At 56.7% G+C, this 23,182-nt stretch carries 20 protein-coding genes, 1 other RNA gene and 1 pseudogene; 8 read left to right on the top strand and 14 right to left on the bottom strand.

The window, feature by feature from the left end; translation table 11 throughout:
- The 4 genes and pseudogenes from BN1128_RS22590 to BN1128_RS22575 form a co-directional block, all read left to right on the top strand.
- Positions 1-1,321: pseudogene (locus BN1128_RS22590) on the top strand (DUF1566 domain-containing protein); the annotation flags it as partial.
- Between the two features lies 1 nt (position 1,322).
- Positions 1,323-2,042, top strand: coding sequence for an Lcl C-terminal domain-containing protein (locus tag BN1128_RS22585; protein ID WP_042873088.1), 720 nt, complete (start codon positions 1,323-1,325; stop codon positions 2,040-2,042).
- A 120-nt stretch (positions 2,043-2,162) separates the two neighbouring features.
- Positions 2,163-2,501: an outer membrane protein assembly factor BamE gene (locus BN1128_RS22580; protein ID WP_011898937.1), complete on the top strand. Its 339-nt coding sequence runs from the start codon at positions 2,163-2,165 to the stop codon at positions 2,499-2,501.
- A gap of 61 nt (positions 2,502-2,562) precedes the next feature.
- On the top strand, positions 2,563-3,198 hold the full coding sequence (locus BN1128_RS22575; protein ID WP_042873085.1) for an NAD(P)H-binding protein: 636 nt from the start codon (positions 2,563-2,565) through the stop codon (positions 3,196-3,198).
- Positions 3,199-3,310: 112 nt separating this feature from the next.
- Here BN1128_RS22575 and BN1128_RS22570 read toward each other — a convergent pair whose 3' ends face one another.
- Together BN1128_RS22570 and BN1128_RS22565 are read right to left on the bottom strand one after the other, a co-directional pair.
- Entirely contained in the window at positions 3,311-3,670 is a 360-nt protein-coding gene (locus tag BN1128_RS22570) for an RnfH family protein (RefSeq protein WP_042873083.1), read from the bottom strand.
- Complete coding sequence (locus BN1128_RS22565; RefSeq protein ID WP_042873080.1) at positions 3,663-4,097, bottom strand: SRPBCC family protein; 435 nt, start codon at positions 4,095-4,097, stop codon at positions 3,663-3,665. The genes BN1128_RS22570 and BN1128_RS22565 overlap by 8 nt, the downstream gene beginning before the upstream one ends.
- Before the next feature lie 157 nt (positions 4,098-4,254).
- On the opposite strand from BN1128_RS22565, the gene smpB reads away from it, so the two are divergent.
- Together smpB and ssrA are read left to right on the top strand one after the other, a co-directional pair.
- The gene (gene smpB, locus BN1128_RS22560; protein WP_042036966.1) at positions 4,255-4,743 is read left to right on the top strand and encodes an SsrA-binding protein SmpB; all 489 of its coding nucleotides are present in this window, start codon (positions 4,255-4,257) and stop codon (positions 4,741-4,743) included.
- 122 nt (positions 4,744-4,865) lie between these two features.
- Positions 4,866-5,225: a transfer-messenger RNA gene (ssrA, locus tag BN1128_RS25015) on the top strand.
- A 491-nt stretch (positions 5,226-5,716) separates the two neighbouring features.
- On the opposite strand, the gene BN1128_RS22555 is transcribed toward ssrA, so the two are convergent.
- Complete coding sequence (locus BN1128_RS22555) at positions 5,717-5,920, bottom strand: hypothetical protein (protein WP_042873101.1); 204 nt, start codon at positions 5,918-5,920, stop codon at positions 5,717-5,719.
- Positions 5,921-6,068: 148 nt separating this feature from the next.
- Between BN1128_RS22555 and BN1128_RS22550 the strand changes: the two genes are divergently transcribed.
- Together BN1128_RS22550 and BN1128_RS22545 are read left to right on the top strand one after the other, a co-directional pair.
- Positions 6,069-6,248 carry a hypothetical protein gene (locus BN1128_RS22550; protein ID WP_033137226.1) on the top strand — a complete coding sequence of 60 codons (180 nt, stop codon included), beginning with the start codon at positions 6,069-6,071 and terminating at the stop codon, positions 6,246-6,248.
- The gene (locus tag BN1128_RS22545; RefSeq protein WP_042873077.1) at positions 6,248-6,646 is read left to right on the top strand and encodes a type II toxin-antitoxin system death-on-curing family toxin; all 399 of its coding nucleotides are present in this window, start codon (positions 6,248-6,250) and stop codon (positions 6,644-6,646) included. The genes BN1128_RS22550 and BN1128_RS22545 overlap by 1 nt, the downstream gene beginning before the upstream one ends.
- Positions 6,647-6,679: 33 nt before the next feature.
- Here BN1128_RS22545 and BN1128_RS22540 read toward each other — a convergent pair whose 3' ends face one another.
- From BN1128_RS22540 to BN1128_RS22495, 11 genes are all read right to left on the bottom strand, one after another.
- Positions 6,680-13,603 (bottom strand): LPD38 domain-containing protein, encoded by a 6,924-nt coding sequence (locus tag BN1128_RS22540; RefSeq protein ID WP_042873100.1) that lies wholly within the window; start codon positions 13,601-13,603, stop codon positions 6,680-6,682.
- Between the two features lie 133 nt (positions 13,604-13,736).
- Complete coding sequence (locus BN1128_RS22535; RefSeq protein ID WP_244464653.1) at positions 13,737-15,140, bottom strand: hypothetical protein; 1,404 nt, start codon at positions 15,138-15,140, stop codon at positions 13,737-13,739.
- 8 nt (positions 15,141-15,148) lie between these two features.
- Positions 15,149-15,388 (bottom strand): hypothetical protein, encoded by a 240-nt coding sequence (locus tag BN1128_RS22530; protein ID WP_042873075.1) that lies wholly within the window; start codon positions 15,386-15,388, stop codon positions 15,149-15,151.
- Complete coding sequence (locus tag BN1128_RS22525) at positions 15,388-15,768, bottom strand: hypothetical protein (RefSeq protein ID WP_042873073.1); 381 nt, start codon at positions 15,766-15,768, stop codon at positions 15,388-15,390. The genes BN1128_RS22530 and BN1128_RS22525 overlap by 1 nt, the downstream gene beginning before the upstream one ends.
- A gap of 10 nt (positions 15,769-15,778) precedes the next feature.
- Complete coding sequence (locus BN1128_RS22520) at positions 15,779-16,411, bottom strand: hypothetical protein (protein ID WP_042873071.1); 633 nt, start codon at positions 16,409-16,411, stop codon at positions 15,779-15,781.
- 9 nt (positions 16,412-16,420) lie between these two features.
- The gene (locus BN1128_RS22515) at positions 16,421-16,783 is read right to left on the bottom strand and encodes a hypothetical protein (RefSeq protein WP_052445553.1); all 363 of its coding nucleotides are present in this window, start codon (positions 16,781-16,783) and stop codon (positions 16,421-16,423) included.
- 5 nt (positions 16,784-16,788) lie between these two features.
- Positions 16,789-18,060, bottom strand: a complete 1,272-nt coding sequence (locus tag BN1128_RS24205) for a phage tail tip protein (RefSeq protein WP_052445552.1) — start codon at positions 18,058-18,060, stop codon at positions 16,789-16,791.
- Positions 18,057-19,667: a hypothetical protein gene (locus BN1128_RS22505; RefSeq protein ID WP_042873068.1), complete on the bottom strand. Its 1,611-nt coding sequence runs from the start codon at positions 19,665-19,667 to the stop codon at positions 18,057-18,059. Before BN1128_RS22505 ends, BN1128_RS24205 begins: the two co-directional genes overlap by 4 nt.
- Before the next feature lie 9 nt (positions 19,668-19,676).
- Entirely contained in the window at positions 19,677-20,192 is a 516-nt protein-coding gene (locus BN1128_RS25720; protein ID WP_156140639.1) for a hypothetical protein, read from the bottom strand.
- Positions 20,189-22,507, bottom strand: coding sequence for a tail fiber domain-containing protein (locus BN1128_RS22500; protein WP_042873066.1), 2,319 nt, complete (start codon positions 22,505-22,507; stop codon positions 20,189-20,191). Before BN1128_RS22500 ends, BN1128_RS25720 begins: the two co-directional genes overlap by 4 nt.
- Complete coding sequence (locus BN1128_RS22495) at positions 22,504-23,169, bottom strand: phage adaptor protein (protein WP_042873063.1); 666 nt, start codon at positions 23,167-23,169, stop codon at positions 22,504-22,506. Before BN1128_RS22495 ends, BN1128_RS22500 begins: the two co-directional genes overlap by 4 nt.
- Between the last annotated feature and the right edge of the window lie 13 nt (positions 23,170-23,182).

Here is a 23,182-nt window from a genome sequence, read left to right as displayed (position 1 = left end):
TGAATATTCAACCGTGTCCCGCAACAACCAGATACCGGACCTGTTCAAACTGGAATCCGCCATCGCCGACAATAGCGGGCTGGGCCCCCTGCTGAATGCCAATCCAGACAAGAACATCTCCCACATCATCAAGGCGGCGGCCGGTCTTATCCGCAACTCGGAAAGCGATGCACTTCTCTATCCCGGTACCAGCACACCGGGTAGCTGGGTCACCCCCTACCCCAACAGCCCCCTATCCCCTGTCTGTCAGCGCGAGGTGTTGTCAGATCAAGTGATCGGCCTGGCCATTCTGGGCCAGGGCCGTGATCAGGATGGCAGCCACTGGGTCACCCTTGGCTGGCAACCTCAGGAGGGGGCGAGTCAGTATCGGATTGGCTGGGGGAAAACCCCGTTTGAGCACATTGAAAACGCCGAACAGCAAGGCATCAGCCAGCAGACTCGCATCACGCTCAAGGGTCTCCCTCGCTATCAGGACTACCAGATAAGAGTGATGAGCGAAGGCGGCACCATCAGCGCCCCCCTCCACTATCGGACGGGTCAGTTGCATGTGGCCGATACCCGCATCACCCACAGCATGGGAGACGATGACGGCAAGCGGGGACGGGATCTGGACAATCGCTGCGATCCTTTGAGCGGCCAGGCCGTCAACAGCAATCAGGATGGGGTGCTTGGCGCTCGCTACATCAAGCTGGACAGCCAGGGACACCCCCTGCCACGGCAAGACCTCTCCTACAAACAGTTGCCCTTCGCCTGCGTGGTCGATGCTTTGAGCGGACTGGTATGGGAGACCAAGGTGCAGCACAAGGATGGGGAATCCTCCCTGCACGATGACAAGAGCCTGTTTGCCTATGACGATATCCAGAGCGACAACGCCTTCAACGGCAGCTGCTATGACCCGCAAAGTGGCACCCTGGCCAGCGATAGAAGCCGTTGCAACCTGAAACGTCAGGTCAATCAGGTCAATCAGAGCAAACTGTGCGGCTTGGATAACTGGCGCGCCCCGAGCCAGCAGGAGTTCTACGGCATCATGACCCTGACCAAAGAGAACCCCATAGCGCTCGATACCCGTTATTTCCCGCTCTATTCCGGCCTGACATACACCTACGGCAAATGGAACGAGCTGGAAGGTATCTTTTACGGCTTCTGGACGGCAGATGTCATGCCAGTGAGTCGCCCGGTCGGTACCTGGAGCCAGGATGATGGCGGGCCGGATGCCTACAAGGTACGGCCAGGCTCTGACCTCAGAGGCAGTATCGCCCGCCAGTATCAACCCCATTACGTCATGCTGGTCAGCGATGGCTTCAAGGTCACAGGAGAATAAGATGCACCGCTATTTCCCCCCCCTATTGCTGATCGCCACCCTGTTGCCGGTCACCAGCCAGGCCCGCGAGTGTCTGCCTGGCTATCAGGACGATCACAACCGTTTCGTCAGCGAGCAGGTCGACACGGCCGAGGGCAAGCTGAACGTGGTCAACGACAGAGCCACAGGTCTGCAGTGGCTCTATTGCCCCTATGGTCAGCACGCCAGTGCCGATGGCACCGGCTGCGAAGGCACACCCGCGTTTATTTCAGCCCGAGCCAACGTTGAAGACAATCCCTTGATGGGCGTCATCAAACAGGCCAACGACCGGCTTGGTACACCCGTACAACCCTGGCGGGCCCCCGACATCAAGGAACTGTTTACCCTCTACAACAACCAGTGCCAGCCGGCCATTTATGCGGCACAAGGTTACCCTTCGACATCCCTCCAATCACAGATAGCGGCAGACAAAGACACCCTGTGTGCTGACGCAGCGTCCAAGTGGGATGAGGTAACCGAACAGTGGATCGAGGCTCCCGATGATGTCAAAACCGCATGTAATGCAGCTGAGCAACAACTTTGGGCACTGACCAACATCGCCTTTGGTTCAGACAGCTCGGGGGGGGAGGGATACGACTTTCTGAACTTTGCCGGCAGCGGGGAAACCTTCAACGTTGGCGGAATAGGAACATCCAGCGTCATGCTGCGGCTGGTCCGCCCCATCCCCACCATTGAGGAGTGATCCCATCGGCCAGAGGGCCAGGCGCCCTCTGGCTATTTTTTCCATGGCTTTTACTTCCGCCAAGGGAGTAGGTATGATTCGGCCAGCGTAAAAGACTTGAATGGATGATCTGAACTCGATATGCGGATGAAACACCTGATTGCCGCGGCCCTGACCGCCCTCACCCTGTCCGGTTGCAGCCTGGTCTATCGCATCGATATTCCCCAGGGCAACTATGTGGAACAAAAACAGGTCGACAAACTGCGCCAGGGCATGACCCGCGAACAGGTCGAGTTCGTGCTGGGCTCCGCCATGCTGCGCGATGGCTTTGACCCGAACACTTGGTATTACCTCTATGAATTCCAGCCGGGTCGCGGCGAAAAAGAGCGCAAAGAGCTCACCGTGACCTTCGCCAACGACAAGCTGGCCACGGTCACCGGCGACTTCCCGTTACCAGCGGCCTTCCACACCCCGCTCTGATCGCATTCACAAAACCGGCCCAGCGCCGGTTTTGTTTTATCTCGTTCGCAAGGAGTGCTTGATGAGCCAGATCCTGATTGCCGGTGCCAGCGGTCTGATCGGCCGGGAGCTGCTCCGTCAGCTCGATCCCGCTCACTCACTGACCCTACTCTGTCGCAAGGCGGGGGCTCCCCTGCCCCGGCATCACTGGCTGCCAGCCGACTTCGAACAACTGGCGGATCTGGACCTGCCCAACCCTGTCGATATCGCCTTCTGCTGCCTGGGCACCACCCGCAAGCAGGCAGGCTCTGACGACGCATTTCGTCGGGTCGACCACGACTATGTGCTGGCTTTTGCCAAGCTCGCTCGCCGCCACGGCTGTCAACGCCTCATCGTCATCTCGAGTCTGGGAGCCAACCCACGCTCACCAGCCCTCTATCCCCGCACCAAGGGGCAGATGGAGCAGGCATTGCTGGCGCAATCCTGGCCACGGCTTGCCATAGTGCGCCCCGCCATGCTGCTCGGCAACCGCCAGCCACCGCGCCTGTCGGAGCAGTGTTTCCAGGCTGTCTATCCGCTGCTGCGCCCCCTGCTGGTTGGCAAGTTGCGCCGCTGGCGCGCCATCGGCGCCAGCCAGGTAGCCCATGCCATGATAGTGCTCAGCCAGCAGGAACATGGTATCGAGCTGGTGGAAAACGAGCGCCTGCTCGCCATGTAACCTCTTCGCCCTCAGGCGGGGACGACTTAAAGAACTCGCCAACCCGACACCTGTGCGGCTGGCAAAAATCAAAAAGGCGCCTAAGCGCCTTTTGTGATCACAGTGCTCGGCATCAGGCCGAGTCTGCATCCCCTCGCTTGCGGTTGGCATTGGGCCGGCCGCCGGTCACCACATCGGCACGCCCCTCCTCCTTGGCCTTCTCGGCCCGCTTCTTGCGCATCTCTTTCGGATCGGCGATGAGCGGGCGGTAGATCTCGATGCGATCCCCATCCTGCAACAACTCGGAACCCTTGACCGGCCGGCTGTAGATGCCGAACTTGTTGACCGACAGATCGATCTCGGGGTGCTTGGTCACGATGCCGGACTGTTCGATGGCGGCCAGCACGCTGGTGGCGGGAGCAACCCGGATGCGCAGCACAGTCTGGCGCTCGGGCAGGGCATACACTACTTCGATATTGAGCAGATCAGACACCGTACACCACCTTGGCGCGGTTGGAGAAGGCGAGCACCATGGAGCCCACCAGGTCGCGGAAAATCTGGCCAAACGCCAGCTCGATCAGCTTGGAGGTGAACTCAAAATCGAGGTCGAATTCGACCTTGCAGGCATCCACATCCAGCGGCGTAAAGGTCCACCAGCCGGCCAGCTTGCTGAAGGGGCCCTCCACTAGCTCCATCTTGATCTGCCGGTTGGCATCGAGCAGGTTGCGGGTGGTAAACGTCTTGGCAATCCCCGCCTTGGCCACATCGACCGAAGCAGTCATATAGTCATCGCCTGTCTCGTGGACACGGCTGCCGACACAACCGGGCAGAAACTCCGGATAAGCGTGAACATCATTGACCAGCCTGAACATTTGTTCTGCGCTGAACATCACCAGGGCACTGCGAGTAATACGGGGCATGGGCTTTCCTCATCCAATCGGGCCGATTTTATCACCTTGTCAGCCAAGATCATCCCCAAAACCGCTCACAAAGCCGCCACTCGAGCAGTTGCGCGTTTTACAGCCGCCGCCACCCACGTATAATGCGCCTTCCTAATCATTGCCAAAGGCGCCCGTCATGAGCAAAAAGAACAGTAAAAACAAAGCCGGGTCCAGCACCATTGCACTCAACAGAACCGCCCGTCACGAGTACTTCATCGAAGAGCGCGTGGAAGCCGGTCTGTCCCTGCAAGGGTGGGAAGTCAAATCCCTGCGGGCGGGCAAGGCCAACATCAGCGAAGCCTATGTCATCTTCCTGCAGGGCGAGGCCTTCCTGTTTGGCTCCACTTTCCTGCCACTGAACGCCGCCTCCAGCCACGTGGTGTGTGATCCGACCCGCACCCGCAAGCTCCTGCTGAGCCGCCGTGAACTCGACAAGCTGGAGAGCCTGACCGCCCGTCAGGGTTACACCATAGTGCCGCTGGCGCTCTACTGGAAAGAGTGCTGGGTCAAGGTCGAGATCGGTCTGGTCAAAGGCAAGAAGGAGCACGACAAACGGGAAGACACCAAGGCCCGCGAATGGGATCGGGAGAAAGCCCGCATCATGAAGAACAAGCATCGCGGCTGATTGTGCGCCGCATGCAGCCGTGCGGCGTCCAATAAACCAGCAATCGACCGGCCAAGGCCGGTCGATTGCTATCAACGCCTTGCCATGACAGGATTTTTGCGTACAATCGGCTTTGACAACTTGGGGCTGATTCTGGATTCGACAAGATTCACGAAACCCAAGGTGCATGCCGAGGTGCGGTAGGCCTCGTTAACAAACCGCAAAAAAATAGTCGCAAACGACGAAAACTACGCACTCGCAGCTTAATAACCTGCGCTGAGCCCTTCTACCCTAGCTTGCCTGTGTCCTAGGGAATCGGAAGGTCATCCTTCACAGGATCGTGTGGAAGTCCTGCTCGGGGCGGAAGCATTAAAACCAATCGAGCTAGTCAATTCGTGGCGTGTCTCTCCGCAGCGGGTTGGCGAATGTAAAGAGTGACTAAGCATGTAGTACCGAGGATGTAGTAATTTTGGACGGGGGTTCAAATCCCCCCAGCTCCACCAATTTAACTAGGACAGCGGTAGGACAAAACGAGGTAAAACAGACACTTAGCGAAACCATCGCGACAGTGACTGGCCTGAAACAGGAACCGAAATGATCCACCGGTGATCCAAGACTTAGAAAGCCTGCAGAAATGCAGGCTTTTTTCTTTTCTCCCCTTCAGGGCATAGAAAAGCCCGCTCAGTGGCGGGCTAATCCGAATCCCTTCATGTCATGACACGGTAACTTCATCGCGAAGTCTTTCCAAAATACGCGCGATTGCATCCCAATCCTGCAGTGTCAAATCTACTCCCCCAAGATACTCTTCAAGTTCCGCCAGTACTAATTCCATCCCGTGGTCCTCGTTGGTTTTTCGCAATCTCTCGATTGTGAAAGCACTGTATGCATATACAGCACGAGGAGGACGCTATCACTTTTCACTCCATTAGTGTATTAAAACTGGCCAATCGAGCTCGTAAGCCCCCCTCTCTTTACTTAAACCGTGAGCTAAATATCACCAGAAACTAATAACGATAAGCACAACAAAGCCAATTAGAATCAGGAAGAAACCAAAAGCCATGAAGCTATCTAGGCTCTCCCGATCGGATTTGCTGAAACACAAACACCCCAAGGCGAATGGGATCAATGCCAGCGTGAAGCTGAAACTGAATGTCTTGAGCGCCAGCACCATACATACGAGCGCAAGCAGTATCCACATGGTCGAGTCCTCACAGGTTAAAGTCTCCACCCTATCCCCGTGAGTACCGCTCAACCAGGGCCGCACAACTAGATTGGACATCCCGCAGGCTATAGATTCACCTTTTATGGTAAAGTCTCACCATGCGACATCAAGAGGCAGCAAAAGCATGAAAGACAACACTGTCAGCAACAAGTATGGGTTGCCACAAGTGCAGAATCGGCCGCAAATCAAGGCTGAAAAGAATCTGTGCCTGAACGGTGAAGAGGGTCGCCAAATCATCAAATCTGAGACCAAGCTGACACTGAAAACCCACGAAAAGACCTTCACCCGTTTGGCTGATATGTAATGGACATCATCCAGTTTCCTCCCGCTCGGGTGCTGGAGATTAACCACTACATTCTGGGTGCGACCCCTGGTCATCAGGGGCCTGCCAGCATCGCGTTATTAGAGGGTGCGCTTGGCCGTATCGACAATGCCATCGCCTACAACGGGCTAAACGATGTGTTTCTCATCGCCGCAAAGTACGCCATGGCAATCGGTACCGCTCACGCCTTTTCCGATGCCAACAAGCGCACAGGGCTCGCGGTATGCCTTGAGTACCTCTCCCTCAACGACTTCGAGATTGAGAGAGATAACGAGAAGCTGGCGGATGCAATGGTTGACCTTGTGCTGGGCGTTCTGCCAGAAGAGTGGTTTTCCGATATCCTCTACGCGCTCTGGCTGGAAGAGCAACAAACCGCTTAATCAGACGGCCGTGTTAAAAGCCGTCATTCCCCCTTATCCCCAGTTCGCCTTGTTCTTGTTTACCGCCTGATACACCAGGTCATTCCTGCGCGCTAGTAACTCATTGATGCGCCTCCGTTTCTCCTCTGCGCCTAAGATCTTGTCACGCTGGATTAACTCTATCTTGTTACGGACGACCCTCACTTGCTGTTGGGTTCGGCTCAGGTTACGGCGTGATTTTAAGATCCCGCCCTGCTCCTCTAACAACTCGCTGGCCTTATCGGTCAGCCCTTCGCTGCGATACTGATCTACGGTGCGCTTGAGTTGATTCACCTCATTCAGCATCCGGTAAAACTCTTCCATGTGTTGGGTAGATTTGGCAGGGCCAGTACCGCGGTATACAGCCTTGACCAGAGGGACCTCATCCGCTCGCCAGCTTGCAGCCTCCCCTGGACGGTTTGCACGGATCAACCCATCAGCCGCAGCCATCACGTAGCTGCCCATCGTGCCGGTGTAACCGATTAACATATGCTCCAGCTGCTTAGGAGATAAGCCTGATATCTCGCCAAGTTCGCGCATCAACAGACTGGTCTGCTCGTTGTAACGGGCCTCAGCGCGTACAGCCAGATCCTGGGGGCCATCAATGGGCCCACCGCGAAAGCTGTCATAGTTGAATGCAGCCTCCACCATCGGCTTGACGATCTGCGGGGTCGGGTTGAGAGCGAAGGTATCGCCGATCGCCCGGGCCACCGCCTTGCCGAACTGGGCGCCGGTGTCTTTGTCACCCAGGGCACGCATCATTCGCTCCGGGATTGTGCCAAATATCACCCCGATCTCGAACGGCTTGGGGATCCGCCAGTGCTGATCGCCCACAAAGAAGTGCCAGTTTGTATCCTTATCCCAGTCAGGTAACGCCTCATACCGCTCATCGTCCCAGTTCGCAGCCAACAACCCCAATGACATCGCGGTGATCATGCCGGCGCGTTTCGCAATTTCGCGCGGGTTGTCGCGAAGCTCCCGGGTCAGCTTACCCAAACCTTGGAGCCTAGCATTGAAGAACGGCAACACCATGGCGGCCCCCTGGATAGAGTGGGCCGCCCCCAGCATGGAAAAGTCCATCAAGTCCTTCGACTCAAAGGCCGCCTGAGCATGGCTCTTGCCTGCCTTGATAGCCGCGTCATAGACAGCCTCACGGTTGCCGTTCTCAAAGGCTTCACCGTATCGGTTGTACTTCTCCCACACGTTAGCCACGATGCCCTTGGCATGAGCTGCATTGCGGATGATGGACTTCTCATACCTGGCGATTTGCTCTGGCGTCATCCCTTTGCGACGCAGTGACTTGCGCACGGTGTCGGCCATCGCTCCCGGGTCATTGCCGTTGACGTAGCCACCCAAGAAGCTGGCCCCGCTGAACATCACGTCGATGGTGCTGCCATCCATGGCCAGGGTTTTCCTCACCCCCTTGATAGAGTCAATCACTGGCTTGAAGCCGTCTTTGCTGATCGCCCAGCTCGAAAGTGAGTCGCGCAAGAAGTTGCGCAGCATAAACTCGGGAGAGGCAGTCACACCGGCTGTCAGCAGTCGCTTGGCCTTAGCGGCGACATTAATCATTGAGCCAAATGGCTTACGGTCGAAGAAGGTCATGGCGCGATAGAGATCCGGATCCTCAACCTTGATCATGTACTCCTCCCCTTCAAGTTTGAGCATGATCCGGTCTTTACCATTGGCGAGTGCCTGATAGTCCATTTTGTTGGGCTTGGGAATAACCTCAATAATGCCTGTATCAGCCAGGTTCCAGACGGTCTTCTGAGCTGCCATGTTCTTCATGGAAGCGTCGATCAGCTTGGAGGTAGAGGTGAAGATGTTCTCAAGCAGGTCATTGGTATTGGCCTCACCCCCCTTGAGCTTCTTGATACCGGCGTTCTGGTTGGCGATCCCCTTTGGCTTAAAGGGGGCGATCACGTCACCATCCTCAGATTCACGGAAGAAGGGGATATACCACTCGCTCTCAAACTCGGCCCGCGCCTCAGCGGTAAAGAGCCCAGCCTCTTGCGCCAGATCCAGTGTGGCGGCATTGAGCCGGTTCCAACGGGACTTTGCTTCGATAAACTTGGCCTCTTTGCCCTTGCCAACGCCTTTCAGCGCAGCAATGTCATTGGCATCGAGCAGGTTCTCACGCCCCTGCCCCAGTAGGATTTCAGCCCGGTGACCGGCCATCCAGCCCAACCAGTTATGCAGGTCGGCCCCCAGGTCAGAGAAGATCCCCAGCAACGCATCCTTCTCCCCGGTTCCGGTTTTGCGCTGGATCACCCCATCTTTCCATTCCGGCAGGCCATAGAGCATGGTCGCCTGCATGGTGGAGGCAGCGCCGGTGGCCATCCGCGCAGCGATATAGCCAGAGTCGGCAGCGTCCGTAATGCCCGCGGCTTGCTCTGCATACTTGATGGGAGCCAAGGCATCGAGCACTTCGGTATTGGCTTTCTTGATGAAGCGGTCAACCCATGACTGAACCACTCCGCGATCTACTGATCGCAGCTTGGCAAGGTTGGCTTTGGTGTTATCGATGATGTCAGGTTTGGGGCCCAAATTGAGCTTTTCCATCGCCTTGTCGGCGACGGTATTGGACTGGCTCATCTTGATGCCACCAGGATTGGTAGCTGCCTTGCGAATATCATCTCGGGTGAGTATATTGGGATCTAGAACCCGTTCTGGTGAACCACGCTTGGGCAATTGGAGCCCTTGGGTCGTACCGAGCGGGTTTTGTTTTTCCCTGGCATACCTCAGCAACCCGTCATCGACCCACCTCATCATTGCACTGCTACCACTGTCCTTCCCGTAAACGCTGGCTATACGATTGATCTCAACACGACCGGCCTTGGCATTGAGATGAATTGCGGTAATGACTGGCCTGCCTGATACATCAACGGCATCAACCAATATGGTCTTTGCTCCAAGTTCTGTTTTCGAGTCGAACACAGCTATCGGGTCATGTAGCAGCTCAGACATACTCTCGATTACCGACATTGGCACATCATGTTTGACCCCGTTTGTGGCCTTACGAACGATGTCCCTAGTAATGCGGAGAGGAAGGTCTGGCGCGCCGACACGTTGAAGGACAGGCGGAGTACGCCCTATCTCTATAACAATCTCGCCGCTTTTCGGTGATGACATCGCTTTTTTAAGTTGCTGGCGGTATCTATCTGACTCTCCTCGACTTGGCGTGAATGGATCGTTGTGTTGATCAGCCTCTTGGCTGAACTTTTTTCCACCGTCAGGGCCGTCACCATCCTGCTCCCTGCGCTTCAGTTTCTTGCCCAACCCCTCGATCAGGGTCCGGGTCTCAGCAGCAGTTATACCGTCAGGCACGAAACCAACTGAGCGCAGGGCTTTGGTGACCCAGGCAACGACCCGATCCCAGCCACTGCGCCAAGCGCTTGGTTCTAACTCAGCCAAATGAGCAACGACTTCTTCGGCCTGCACGCCGATATCCTCGTCGGCATAGTGAGTATCAACCCAGTCCCAAACAGCCTTCATGCTAGGGTTTTTCTTGGACTGGATCAGGCGGCTCATCAGCTTGGTGTATTCACCACCGCCAAGCACATTGGCTAATCCATAGTGCGCTAGCACCTCATGGCGTAAGATCTCACGCATCCGGGTAGGATTGGCAATCGTGTCGGCGGCCACATGTAGAGTACTGGAACCGTCATCGAATGCGGCTCGCCGGATCAAGCCCTCTTTAGCATCAAGCCCCAACGCACGCTCCAGGTCAGCCTGTGTGGCGTGGATCTGCACATCAATGCCATTCGCCCCCTGGTACTGCTTGAACCATATCTTGGTAACCAGCTCAGCTTCTTTTCTGGTCAGATGTTTGGCTGGCTTGTCGCCCTGGGCCATGGCTTGCTTAGAGAAGCTGACCGCTTTGACTGGTTTGCTCATAGGCTGATCGGCAATAGGCGATATTGTGTCCCCCATCTTCACCCAGCGTTTGAACTCCTCAACCGACATAGTCTTGATCGCGCCTAGTCCTTTCCACCCCGTTTCATAGTTGGCCAGGTACCCGGCTCGGGCAGCAGGCTCATCGGCAAAGCCCATCATCACCTTGTGCTCGTCAAATTTGCCTGTCTTAGGGTCCACCTGATCCACCACAAAGACTGCCTCGCTATCCGGCCGGTCACCGATGAACACATCTACGTGATCGCCGTCGGCGCCAAGGGTGCGCTTGATATATCCGTAGTCGTGGGCCATGGTCGATTGCCACCGCTTGCCATCCTTGTCGGTGCCGGAGCGAATAGATCCCTTAATGTTCTCGAGAGCAATATCCAGACCTTGCAACTTGAGGTGGCCCTTCTTGTAGTTCCCTGCCTCCTTCTGTGCCTCCGTCGGCTCCGACGCCACCTCAACCCGGGCAGCTTCAATCTGCTGCACTGGCTTACTGGCAGCAGGGTCGGAGAGCTCTCGCATCTTGGCAGTCGATGACTTGGCGACAACCAATCCACCTTTGCCAAGGAGCACCTTCACGCCCCGCTCCTTAGCCCAGCTCTGGATCATGGGTAGATCACCTTTCAGGGTGATGGTGCCGTCAGAGTTGTTGATGGCCTCAGCCCACGGCGCAGGTGTCGATGTGGTAGCCCCAGAAACAACAACCCCGGCATCAGTGGCCGGGGCTGTTGTCAGTGTTGGGTCATCTCGTGATGGTCCATCTGGTGTAGGTAGAGCAGGAGAGAGGTCTGCCGGATCTCCAGTTCCAGTTCGTCCGGCAAGTTCGGCAGTGGTTGGTTCAATACCCGCTGCAGCTGGTTGGCCTGCTCCTGGCTGATCACCTTGTCGCTCACTGCTGATTGCAGGTACTGGGGTAACGGGCTCATTGCTCACCTCTGCTTGTTGTTGACTGGTAACTGTGTCGTCGAGTTTCGTGGCACTTGCTTGCTCCACCTCAGCAATCTCGGCGACCCCAAACCCGCCACCATTAAGCGGTACCGGGGTCTCCTTACCCTTACGACTGGCAAGCTGGGCTTCTTTCTCGCTGGCAAATGGCTTGCCTTTGCGAGTAATACGTAAGGATTCGAGAGGGCCAAAGACAGAATCGGTTTCAGTTCCAGCTCGCGCGATCGCTTGATCACGAACCTGTGTAGCAACCTCTGCTGCATACTGCGACTCAATACCCGGCTCAAACGTGGCACCCTGTAACGCCTCACGTTGAGCGATCGTCTCTTTTTGCTTCTGCTCGGCCGCCTGCCGATACCCATCAATCTCGCGCTCTTGCTCGGTTGGTGCCCTAAGCGCTTTCGGTTTATGTCCGTCTGCGGCGACCTCGAGGGCACTTTTGTTACCCGCAAAGGGATCTACACCAAGATCGCCTGACTGAGCTCGCTCGTAGAGGCTTTGCCCCTGCTCTCCACCCTTAATCTGGGCTGCGACCAACTCTTGTACCGAATCGCCTGATTCACCAGACAGGGCGCGCTGTACCTCCGTATCTTCAGCCATACCTTGGTATCGCTCGGCAGTATCGTCTTGGCGCAGGTATGCAGGCACATCCCTCACTTCATCAAACTGGCTTTGGCTGGGGCCGAGTGGGTTTTGCCCACCAACCTCATGCAGAGGTTCAGCCAGCTCATCAACCGCAGCAGCCAAATCAGAGGCCCCGCCCATTTCTGGCTCGAGATCTGGCGCTTGCTCGGAGACCTGAGTATCCATTTCATCGGTAACCGGCTGAGCGGCTTCAGCAAGCGGATCGGCTGTCGCTTGCGCCGTTTCTGCCTCTACGGAATGCTGGCCACCGCGTAGGCCACCGACCGCACCCACAGCGCCACCAGTACCCATGCCGATCAGACCACCTTCCAATGCGCTAGATACCACCCCCTTCATGGGGTCGATATCGGCACCAGCTACCTCGTTGAGTGATTCGTTCACAACATACTGCTGGACACCCTCCTCAAGGGTTTCACCAACCCCTTCCCCAGCAGCCCCCTTGGCTGCACCTTTCAGCATGCCACCCGCAGCAGCCTTGCCTGCCAGCATCTTGAACAGCATGGCATCGCCCATCATGGACCCCATAGCGGCAGCACCCCAGGTCTTGGCATCACTCATGGTCGCGCGACTGGCCAGATTAGCAGTCTCTTCCCGGGCCCGTGCCAACTTCTCATCGTCCGTGAGGTGCTGGGTCTGCTGATCCTGGTCGATTCGGGTGAAGGCCTGGCGGAAGGTGTCACTCATGGCAAGTTCGTCATAGCTCATGCCGAGTACTGATTCTTTTGTATTCACACCAGCACTACCTACTGAACCGGTCGCCCCAGTTGTGATGGCGGCGCCGGTGGCAAGCTTGGAGACTGCCTTGACGGCCACCGCCTCTGCAACCGCCTGTGTTGCACCACGCTTGATCATGGATGCTGTCACTGCACGGCCCAGGGTTACCTTGGCTGCAACCCCAGTCACCCCGCCGGCAAGCAGTGTGGGTACCAGAGAGCCAACCCCTTGCGCCATCTTCATGGCCCAAACATCGATGTCACCCGCCCCATCCCCCATAGTTAGGCGACCCTCTGGCGTTTCATCAACAAGGCGACGGTTCATAGCTTCTTTGGCATCAGGGCTCATGCCTTCGGTCAGCGACTCAGCACCAGATTTGGCCAGATCACCGGCCCCGGCGACAACGTCCAGTACAGGGCTCAGTTTGCTGGCCATGTTGGCGCGCGACTGTTCCAGATAATCACCGCCTGACTTGCCAGCATTCTCTTTACCAAACTGGCTGGCTTGACCGGCCAGCTCACCGATCCCGCCTACCAGATCCAGCGCGCCCGCACCGACGCCACGGGCAAGATCACCAAGCCCCACATCAAGATTACGAACAGTGGCTGCAGTGGAGAGGCTCGAGGTGACAGGAGCTGCAGACAGGCTGCTATCCAGATTGCTCCAGAATGGGTCATTGCGGGTGTCGGATTGTTGCGGCTGTGGCAGGGCGTCACGCAATCTAGGCTTATCCATGGTGTCCTCGGCTTTCAGGCAAAAGAAAAGCCCCGAACGGCGAACCATTCAGGGCTTGAATTTGGAGGTGCAGGCCAATAAACAGACTGGCCGACTATGGGGAGATGCTAACGCTGGGAGGGGGGGAAGGCAACTACTGGCGGGCTTGTGCCAAACTCATCGCCTTATAGGCGTCCGTCTTCGTATCACGCAGCCGGGTGGCGGTCACCGTTGCTTGTTCTGCCTTCTTCTGTGAAATGGCCTGCTGGCGCCACATCTCAAAAGCTGTGCTCATTCTCGTGGGGTTCTCGAGCAAACTGTTGAGCTTACCGTGTTGGTTTGCCTCTTTGATGAACTGCAGTCGCTCGGGATCCCCACCAGTCCACTCCTTGATGGGTGCGCTGGTAGCCGACTCATCACGCTTGCTGGTCATGCCATAAGTACCCGCTGCAGCGGCCTTACTTGAATCAAGTTGGGCATCTAGTGCCTCCAACTGAATGTCTTTGTCCTCTGCATTACTGGAAGAGATCCGCGCCCGGTTCTGGCCATGCTGCTTCTCAAGGTCAGTCACTGCCTTCTTGTAACCAGCCCGGTCTGGGCCAGCAGTCAGTCCAAGCGAAGTCCGCAGCTGATCAGCATTACCCACCATATGCTTGGCGAGGGCTGCTCGCTGGTAGGCAGGCTTTAAGAAGTCATTGATGGGGATGACCTTGGGGGGATCATCTGGGGAGGAGGTGCGATTATTGGTGACCGGTCGCACATCCTTGCTGCCATCGTCATAGGTAACCTCCACCCCCAGTACGACTCCACGTCCATCTGGGCTCACCATGATATTGTTGAGCTGCTTGGCGGTGATGGTCTTGCCGCTATCCGGGTCTATGTCACCCACTCCTTTATTGACCTCATCCTGATAGATAGTCCCAGCCGCCTTGATGAACTTCGGATCATTGATGAGCGCATGCCCCTCAGGGGTTGATGGATCCAACTTGCCACCCTCCGCCTGGCGCATCAGGTTGCCTGCATAGGTGACGAAAGTCTTGCCTGCCTCGGCATAACCTTGCTGCAGATAGCGCTCAGGGTTGTAGGATCCCGCCCGCTTATCTCGCACAACCCCCCAGAACTGCTCACCGGGATCTTTCCCCTCTGCAACCGCCTCCCAGCCAGACTGGATGATTGGCATGTTTTCCTGCTGGAAGAGCTGCTTCTCACGCTGTTCACCCTGCCATTGATACTCCTGCTGCTGACGGGCTTCGCTGGAGGCTGCACGACGCTCATAAGCATCTGCCCGTGCTTCAGCCGATTTTACTTGCCGCTCATTTTGAGCAAATTCTTTCTCATAGTGAGAATCACCAAGGTTATCGCGTTGCTTGGCATAATCGACACTCTCTTGATACCGCTGATCTGCGACCTCCTGCCGGCCCTGCTCGTTCTGCCACTGTGCGTCGCGCAGGCTCATTGATTTATCCATGCGCTCGTCGTCTTTCTGACCACGCTGATACCGGTCCATCGTACTAAAGCCAGCCAGAAAGCCTTCTGCTAATCCTGATACAGCCATCATCTATCCCCTTAAAACAGACTGTCTGCCAGAAAACCCACGCCCGCACCAACCGCGGTACCGATGCCAGGCATGACCATGGTGCCGACTGCGGCACCCGTTCCGACTGCGCTCATGGTCTGGGCTTTACGAGCAGACTTGAGACTCTTATTGGCGGCTTCCATCTCCCCCTCGCGATTGGCCGCATCCCGCAGTCCAGCCATCCCCTGCTGACGCGTCTGAGCGCCAATATCCAGAATTCCGTACCCCATCAGGCCTTGCCCCCTGTCTTGATTGCTTCACGCAGACCAGCATCTGCCCCCGTCAAGATCCCCATCTGGCGGGACTGCTCTTGCTCTCGTAACCCATTTTCAGTCCCCGCAGTCATCAGCGCCGAGCGCAGCCCCTGGCTATTGTCATGGACGTTCTCATTTGCGCTGACGCCCATACGAGCGTTGCGATTACCCGTTGCCTGCTGAGCTGAGCGAAGGGCATTAACACTATTCCCGTCAACCCTCCCCAACTGGTCTCGGAGCAGCTGTCCGTTGGTGGCCAATGCCATCAACTCTTTCTGTTTGGGGTAAAAGCGGGTCTTCCAGTCCTGATACTGCTCCCGGGTAATTTTTGCGTAAGTGTCAGCGGCATATCCCATTGCTTACTCCTTAATAGCCTTTGTTTTGCAGCACAGATGCTGTCGGGCTGATCTTCTTGCTACCTGCGGCCGCGGGGACTTTCACTTGCCCGAGTCCATAAGCGGTTGCCCCCCCAGCTAACGTACCCACCAGACCTGCCGTTGCCTGCTTATCCTGGAATGAGGTTTGGGCATCGCTCACCGCCTTGCGCAGGCTGGTGCTGGCAACATCCCCCATGCCGGCCAGCGACTCTGCTTTTTGGCCGGCACCAATGCTCACCACATCCTTAAGCCCCGCCACATAGCGATCCTGCTGGCTGGATTGGGCGCGGTTGGCAGTATCGGTCTGGCTCAGAGCCTGGTCAGTTTCCAGTGCTCCCATAGCCCCCTGGTACTTGCCGCTCGTCGGGTCCACCCCGCCAGCAGCCAAGTTGTCAGCCAACCCTGAGCGCACCTCGCCGAAAGCTTGCGAGGTACCCAACGCTGCAGTTCCGGCCAACTTGTCGTATTCCTGCTCGCTGTTGAGGTTATCCACCTTGTCCATGAAGAGGTCTTCGTACTGCTGCAAGTCGCTCTTGTAGAGGTCCCACTGCTCCGATGCCACGCCGGCTGCGGCCTTTTGTGCCTCAGTCTCTTTGATTTCGTTCGAGCCGCCCTTACCCATAGCCCCACCTCACAGGTTGATTTGAAATACATACAGGCCGTCAGCATCGTCGAGCCGACGCTCCCACCCCATCTTGGGTGCTGCCTTGAGCCACCCCTTGCGTACCGAGTGAAAGCGCAACCAGCGGGCCCCTATCATCCTGGCCAAACGCTTTACCTCCGGCAGATGGTGTTTCGGTGCGCCGCTATCACCCCAGCCGACCCATACCAGCACACCGGTGATCCCCAGCTCGACTATCGGCTTCAGCACAAAACCGTCAGCACCTCGCACAAACAAAAACGCCACCCGGTTACGGATGGCGTCTTGTAGTTCGGCAGGTAGACCGGGGTTGCCGGTATCGGTAACAATCCGGTTAATGGAACTTAGCACCATGCCCGTCATGCCAAACACACTATCGATAAACAGGAACTCGAGGCGTAGAAATAGTCCTTATTGTCTCTGTCATAGCTGATCGTGTGGGTCCGGTTGGCAACCAGCAGGTATTCGAAATTCTGATTCATGGTCGAACCCTGGCCAAGTCCATAATCTCGGGCGGTTAATGACCCTATGGCAACCCCATTCACGTAGACCGTTGCCGTCACCGTCGATGTGCCGCTCGACACCGTAACCATGAAGGTACATTTTCTGGCAAATGGCATTGCTGGTAGCTGAACTGCCGATGCAGGATTCAGGGCATATGTTCTGACAATGTCGCCCACAATCTTCTCTGCATAGATTGTCCCCTTCACCACACAGTCCTGCTCAATCGTGCAGTTACCCAGGCTCATATTTTTGACATACCCGCCCTCTGCCCTTAGACGGTTGGTGAACAGACTGCCATCGGAGTAGATCATGGTGTACCAACCCCAGCCCCACGCCGCATAGGGCCCCCCCTTGCCAAACCCTGCAGAGCCGCCAGCCATGAACGCATTGCCCATATCGAACTGGCCACCGGTGATCAAGGGCGCACTGATACTGACCCCTGCCTTGATATAGTCTGCAGTGATCTTCTCTGAGTGCAGGATCTGGATGGTGGCAGCCTTGATAACCGCCTCTTTGATGGCTACCCGGCCATCATCCGTGACACCAAAGATGATCTCTTTTTGGTCAGGTCTTGCTGGGTTATAGATAGCAAAGTGTGTGGCTGATGCGATGATTTCATCGACGTTAGGACTGGTCTTGGCCTTCAACCCTGCCGTGCTATGAAGTGGTCCTGCCAGCCCATTCTTGTTGATGAAACGCACCCAGTAATAGGCGGTGAATCCCTTACCCACTGAGTCTGAGTAGACATTTGCCAGGGTGGTGCCGATCGCTACCGAGATAGCCGGGTTATCGACCTCTGCACGCAGCACTTCGGCATAAGAGTGCCCTTTGTAACCAGGGATATCCCAAGTCAGGGTAATGGTCTGAAAGGCGCCATCAGCGGTGACATTCGTCGGCGCAACGGGGGGTTGCACGCCTGACCACTCAGGGTCTGTTGGCTTATCCGGTGGCAGCTCCGGCACGACCGCCCCGCTACTGTTACGGCGTAAGTTCACCATCCCGAGACTCGCGGCTTCCCGCAAAGTGAGCGCTTTGTCCAGCCGATCCCCTTTCTGGCCGGTCAGGATCTGCATGTTCTCGGTCAGTCCTTGCTGAGTACCGCTGGCACGAAAGGAGCTCTTACTCATTGCGCCGCGACCTCTGCAATACTGCTGCCCAAGGTAATGCGTTCTATCACCGAGATCCCGGCTACCTCAATCTGCCACCGCCGGCCACGCAAAGGAGGCAGGCGGAATACGCCAGCAGGTACCTGGCCTTCGGTGAGGGAAAACACCCGCACCCCATCTATGATCAGCGAGAAGCGACATTGACTAATCACATCACTTATCACCCTGGCACAACCAAGCCTGGTGCCGGGTGGCAGTGCAAACACTTTAGAGCGCCAGATCATCGGCAAGGTAGTCGCCCCACCCCGCCACTGATAAAGCTCAAGGCCCTTGGCCAACATCAGAGCATCGAGTTGCATGTCAGGCACCGCGGTATCCCAGCGACCCGATAGCCAACGTAAGTCTCCCGATTTCGGGTCAAACACAAACGCATGGCTATCTGTCAGGGCGACATACTTGCCTTCGCTGTACCAGGCTCGTAGCGTTTCAGGCTTCATCACCTGCCACTGCTCACGGGTGATGATGCCCTCGGTAACCAAGACACCACCATCGGAACCTACACCAATCAGGCCATCTGGCGACGCGTAGAGAACCATGCCATCCAGCGCCACCATAGATCTCGCACTGACACAGGCCTGTTGGACCGATGAGAGCTTTTGCCCAGTAATGGCTGAGGGGGACGCGCCCTGAAACAGATAGGGATAGCCTTTGGTCCCAACCACCAGAGCGGTATCAATAGCGGCGATCGCCACGATGTCGTGCTCTGTGGTCAATTTGTACTTATCGGGCCAGGCATAGGGTAGGAAGGGCTCGGAGAACAGCACGGCATTGCCGGTGAATCCAGCGCAGATACCGTTGGCCATCTGACAAATACCCCGCATAGAGTCTGGCGGCATGGTGTAGCCATAGGTCTCAAGCACCGGCCCCAGCTCACCATCCTTCTTGCTGTCGCTATGGGTCACGGTCGCAATGGGAAGATCGGCAACCAGCAGGTAATCCGCCATCCCGCCACCAGAAACAGACCGATAGAGGCGACGACGGGTGATATTGCTGTTGCTGGTTGGGGCTGGAGACAACCCCACCAGCACGGTGGAGTTCGGGATGGTAATAGTGACTTTCACACTGGCAGCCCCTGGTGCCCCCTCCTCCCCCAAACCGCTTACATAGGTTTCAACATAGAACCGAGTTTCATCATCGGTAGGGTCATCGTCTTTCCCACCCACCGGCGGGGTGATGGACTGCATATTCGGCGGTGTCGCCGGTGCAGGAACACCAAGGCGGAACCAAGCCGTGGGCTTTTGAGTACCCGCAGTGGCAATCGCATCGTAGGTCAGCTTGGGGTATTCACCGTCGGTGTAATAGATCCGATTGTACTGATCCTGTGCGATCGGCGAACGCATCACCTCAACCAACTTGTTCCAGGCAAACCAGTGATCCCCGTAATAGTGAAACAAGGTCTTGGGTACCAGAGGCAGTGCCATGCCAACAAGCTTGTCCCCCATCAATGGGACCACGACACCGCGATCAAAATGGCAGTCCTGCGCCAGGGTAGCGGCCTCATCAGGCAATAGATGGTCCGCCACCCGCGGTACCATCCCGCGCATGGTTACGATATCGAGTAATGTCATAGGAAGCTCTTATGCGATCACAACAAGATCTATTGGTACTGTTTGGCCAACTCGGGCAGCAAACCAACCATGAATCCCAGCAATTTGGGCCAACTGGAGCGAACAATAATTGTTGCCATAATTGAGGGTGCCTACCTCTACGCTGCCTAACCCAAGCACAGCAATACGTACTCGACGTCCAGCGACAAACTTCCCCTGACACTCAACAAAGATGTTATCTGGTAGCCTGTTGGCGGTTGAAATTCTGACAAGTGCTTTTCCATCAAATGAGGAAGGGTCTACGCTTCCTATCGGGTTAGTTGGCCCCATGCTGCCTTGTGAACCATAAAAACCACAAAGCAGCACATCACCATTACCGCATGACCCAATAGTGAGCCTATGCGTTGAAGCGCTTCGCCCCGCCAGCTCACCCAACCAGCAAGGAGCAGGTAGACCACCGCGATTGGCTGTATCACTCATCCAACGATTGCCGCCAAACTCGCTATAAGCAGCAGAAAGCCAGAAGGGTTTGGCTGGGATGGTCACTGCAGCGCCTCCACCTTCTCATCAAGGGCTTTGACCGCTTCAACCAGCAGCGCCAGCACCCCGGCATGCGCGATCGACAAGGTGGTATCGGCGTTCAAGAAGACTGATTCGGGTTGTACCTCAGCCAATTCCTGTGCAATCAGACCCGCTTCACGCTGACCGGCCTTGTCATACAAATTGCCAGAGAGGACCTTAACCTTGGCCAAGGCATTCTGAATTGGTTCTATGTTCGATTTGAGGCGGCGGTCAGAGCGGATATACACATCGTTGAAATTGCCATTGCCTGCGGCATAAACACCGCCCGCAGTGTTCAATGCGTCACCCTCGGTATTGGCGACATAAAATTTCTTGCCACCATAGGTACGCACCCAAGTAACATCCTCCATAAAGATCCCACCACCATAGGTCTCGCTGTACCAACCTGTCGCGCCCTTCGAGCGAAACCAACTGTTCAGGTAAAGCGTGCCATAAGTTCCTCCATCCCCCATGTAGGAGTGGCTATGGTTGGCTGCAGCAAAATCTGGTTTGCCTGTCACCTCGGCATAGCTAGGCCAGCGCGCTGCATAGGCGGGGATCCCCGTCAGCTGCGTCCAAGGGTGAGTATGACTAGCTGCAGCCGCACCGACTTCAGGCAACGTCGGCCACCGCGTGGCGTAAACAGGGATGTTGGAGAGCTGGGACCATGGGTGGCCGTGCTCAGATGGCGGCATGGTCACCGGCTTACTGGTGATATCGGCCCACCCGGGCACCCAGCTGGCCGGCCGAGCACCGACATCCGCCGCACTTAGCACAACGGCCCCAGTCATGCCATTCACCGAGATCACCGCATCCGAGCCATCAATCTTGAACCAGGTGCGGGTATTCGGATCCCAGTGCAGGTAGTCACCCGCCACATAGGAAACACCGGCAATCTCCCCGGGGTGGGAAATCCGATAGAAGGGGACACCCTGATTCGCCGCTGGCACAATCGGTGCCCCAGCGGCAGCATTCCACGGCCCTATCCACACCAGCTGTGATGTGATGGCCTGTGCCCACTTCTGGGCCTGCAATGCCCAGTGCAGAGCAGAAAACTCCCCGGGGCGCCCGTTGATATCGCTCCCCTCCGGGTTTTGGGCCCAGGATTCGGCTATGAGTTCTGCCTGGCTAGCCCGTTGAGCACTGCTATTCGCCAATGCTTGATCCTGCGCCGCTTGGCTTGCTTTATCACTGGCTGTGTCTGCGGCAGCAAGCGCCTGAGCCGTTTTCGCTACCACTACATCCCGCATCCCCTGGACAGCGGTCTTCGCCAACGCCACAGATGTGGTATTTGTGCTGACCTCCTTAGTCTGTCCCGCCACAGTCGCGGCATAGGCGGCAACCTGCCCCGTCTGCGCTTGAACCAAAGCGCCATCGGCTGATACCTGCTGGGCCAATGTGGCAACCCTTCCAGCATGCTCAATCGTGATCACCTTGGCACGCTCAGACGCTTGAGCAGCCAGATCTGCATTGCTGGCATGGGTCTGCGCATGGGTTGCAGACGTAGCAGCAGCGGCCTTGGCGAGACTGGCAGCATTCGCTTGAGAGGTGGCTGTGCTTGCGCTGGTCGTGGCCTCACTCGCCTTGATGGCAGCTGTCGCCGCACTCGTGCTGGCATTCGTAGCCTGGGCAACGGCTGTTGCGGCACTGGCCACAGAGGTCGAGGCACTCGCTACTGCCGTAGCGGCAGAGCTGTCCGCCTTGGTTGCGTGGTGCAGTGCAGAGTGCTTACCCGTCACCACTGCCACATCCACTGGATTTTCTGCCCATTTCTGGGCTCGAGTGTCAGAGCCTGCGGCCGCAGTCGCACTGGTCGCCGCATCACTCGCTTTACTACCAGCCACCACGGCGGATACAGATGCGGCTGCAGCCTGCCCAGATGCCAACTGATTTGCCAGTTCGGCCGCGATCACATCGCTACCGGTTTTCAGTCGATCACGCTCGGTTGCATCAGCAGCAGACTCCGCTCGGTGCATGGCATCCAACGCCTTATCCAGCAGCGGAGGTGTCAAACTGATGCCACTATCGACCAGGATACTGTTCAACGTGCCATCAACGCTCTGCGCCGTCACTAGCCCGGTCCCCATGTAATCCATGTCGCCACACAGATCGTTCTGGGCATATGTATCGTAGGCACCGGCAGCCAGTTGAAATTGGTAACCACCAGCCAGGTCGCATTTGAATGTCAGTACCGACCCCATTAACACTTCGTCGGTAGTGCTTAAGGCTCGCAGCTCAATGATGGCACCCGGTACAGGCTTGCCAGCCGGGTCGGTGATCACACCGTGGATCTGGATCATTGACGCCGCCCGTTGGTACTGGCCTGACCGTCCCTCATCGCCAGCATGGTGGCATCAGTTTCAGTGCTAACGGACAACGCCTGTTTGAAGGATTGAAGGTGGAGCTGTCCTCTTGACGCATTGGCCGTCACCTCCGAGTCACGCATGAACGCGCGGTACATGATCCAATCCAGGCAGGGGGTGATATATCGGTCATCGACCTGGACATTGACCCCCGACTCGACCGTCCCCTTGGTTACAGTGGCAGGGAGGATGCTCAGCACGAGATCAACATTCACTCCCGCCTGCACTCCGGGGTATAGCCAGAAAGCGGTGATATTGGTTGGTTCGTGGACATAAAGCTCCGTCTCTACCCCACCCGTACTGCTGGCCCAGCTCGGGATTAAGCTCTCCAGATCGGCGCGGGACACATAACGGATCGTCTTGCCGGTCAGCGTGTTGCGCTCAACATCTATCAATTTGATGGTTCCCGCGGGGGCGGTTTGTCGAGTGCCGGCGGCGCAAGCAAAGAGCTGCGTCTTAATGAAGATATCCGGTCTGGCGCTGGCGATAGCGGATATGGCGCTGTTGTAGTAGGAGATCAAATCATCCAGACCCCAGCTGATCCGCTGCGTATCCGTTAATTCAATAGATGCTCTATTCAACATTTCACTGACCAGCATGGCTCACCTCAAA

Origin of the sequence: Aeromonas piscicola (assembly GCF_000820005.1) — a bacterium.
GTDB lineage: Bacteria > Pseudomonadota > Gammaproteobacteria > Enterobacterales > Aeromonadaceae > Aeromonas > Aeromonas piscicola.
This window is presented reverse-complemented; position numbering and strand designations above follow the sequence as displayed.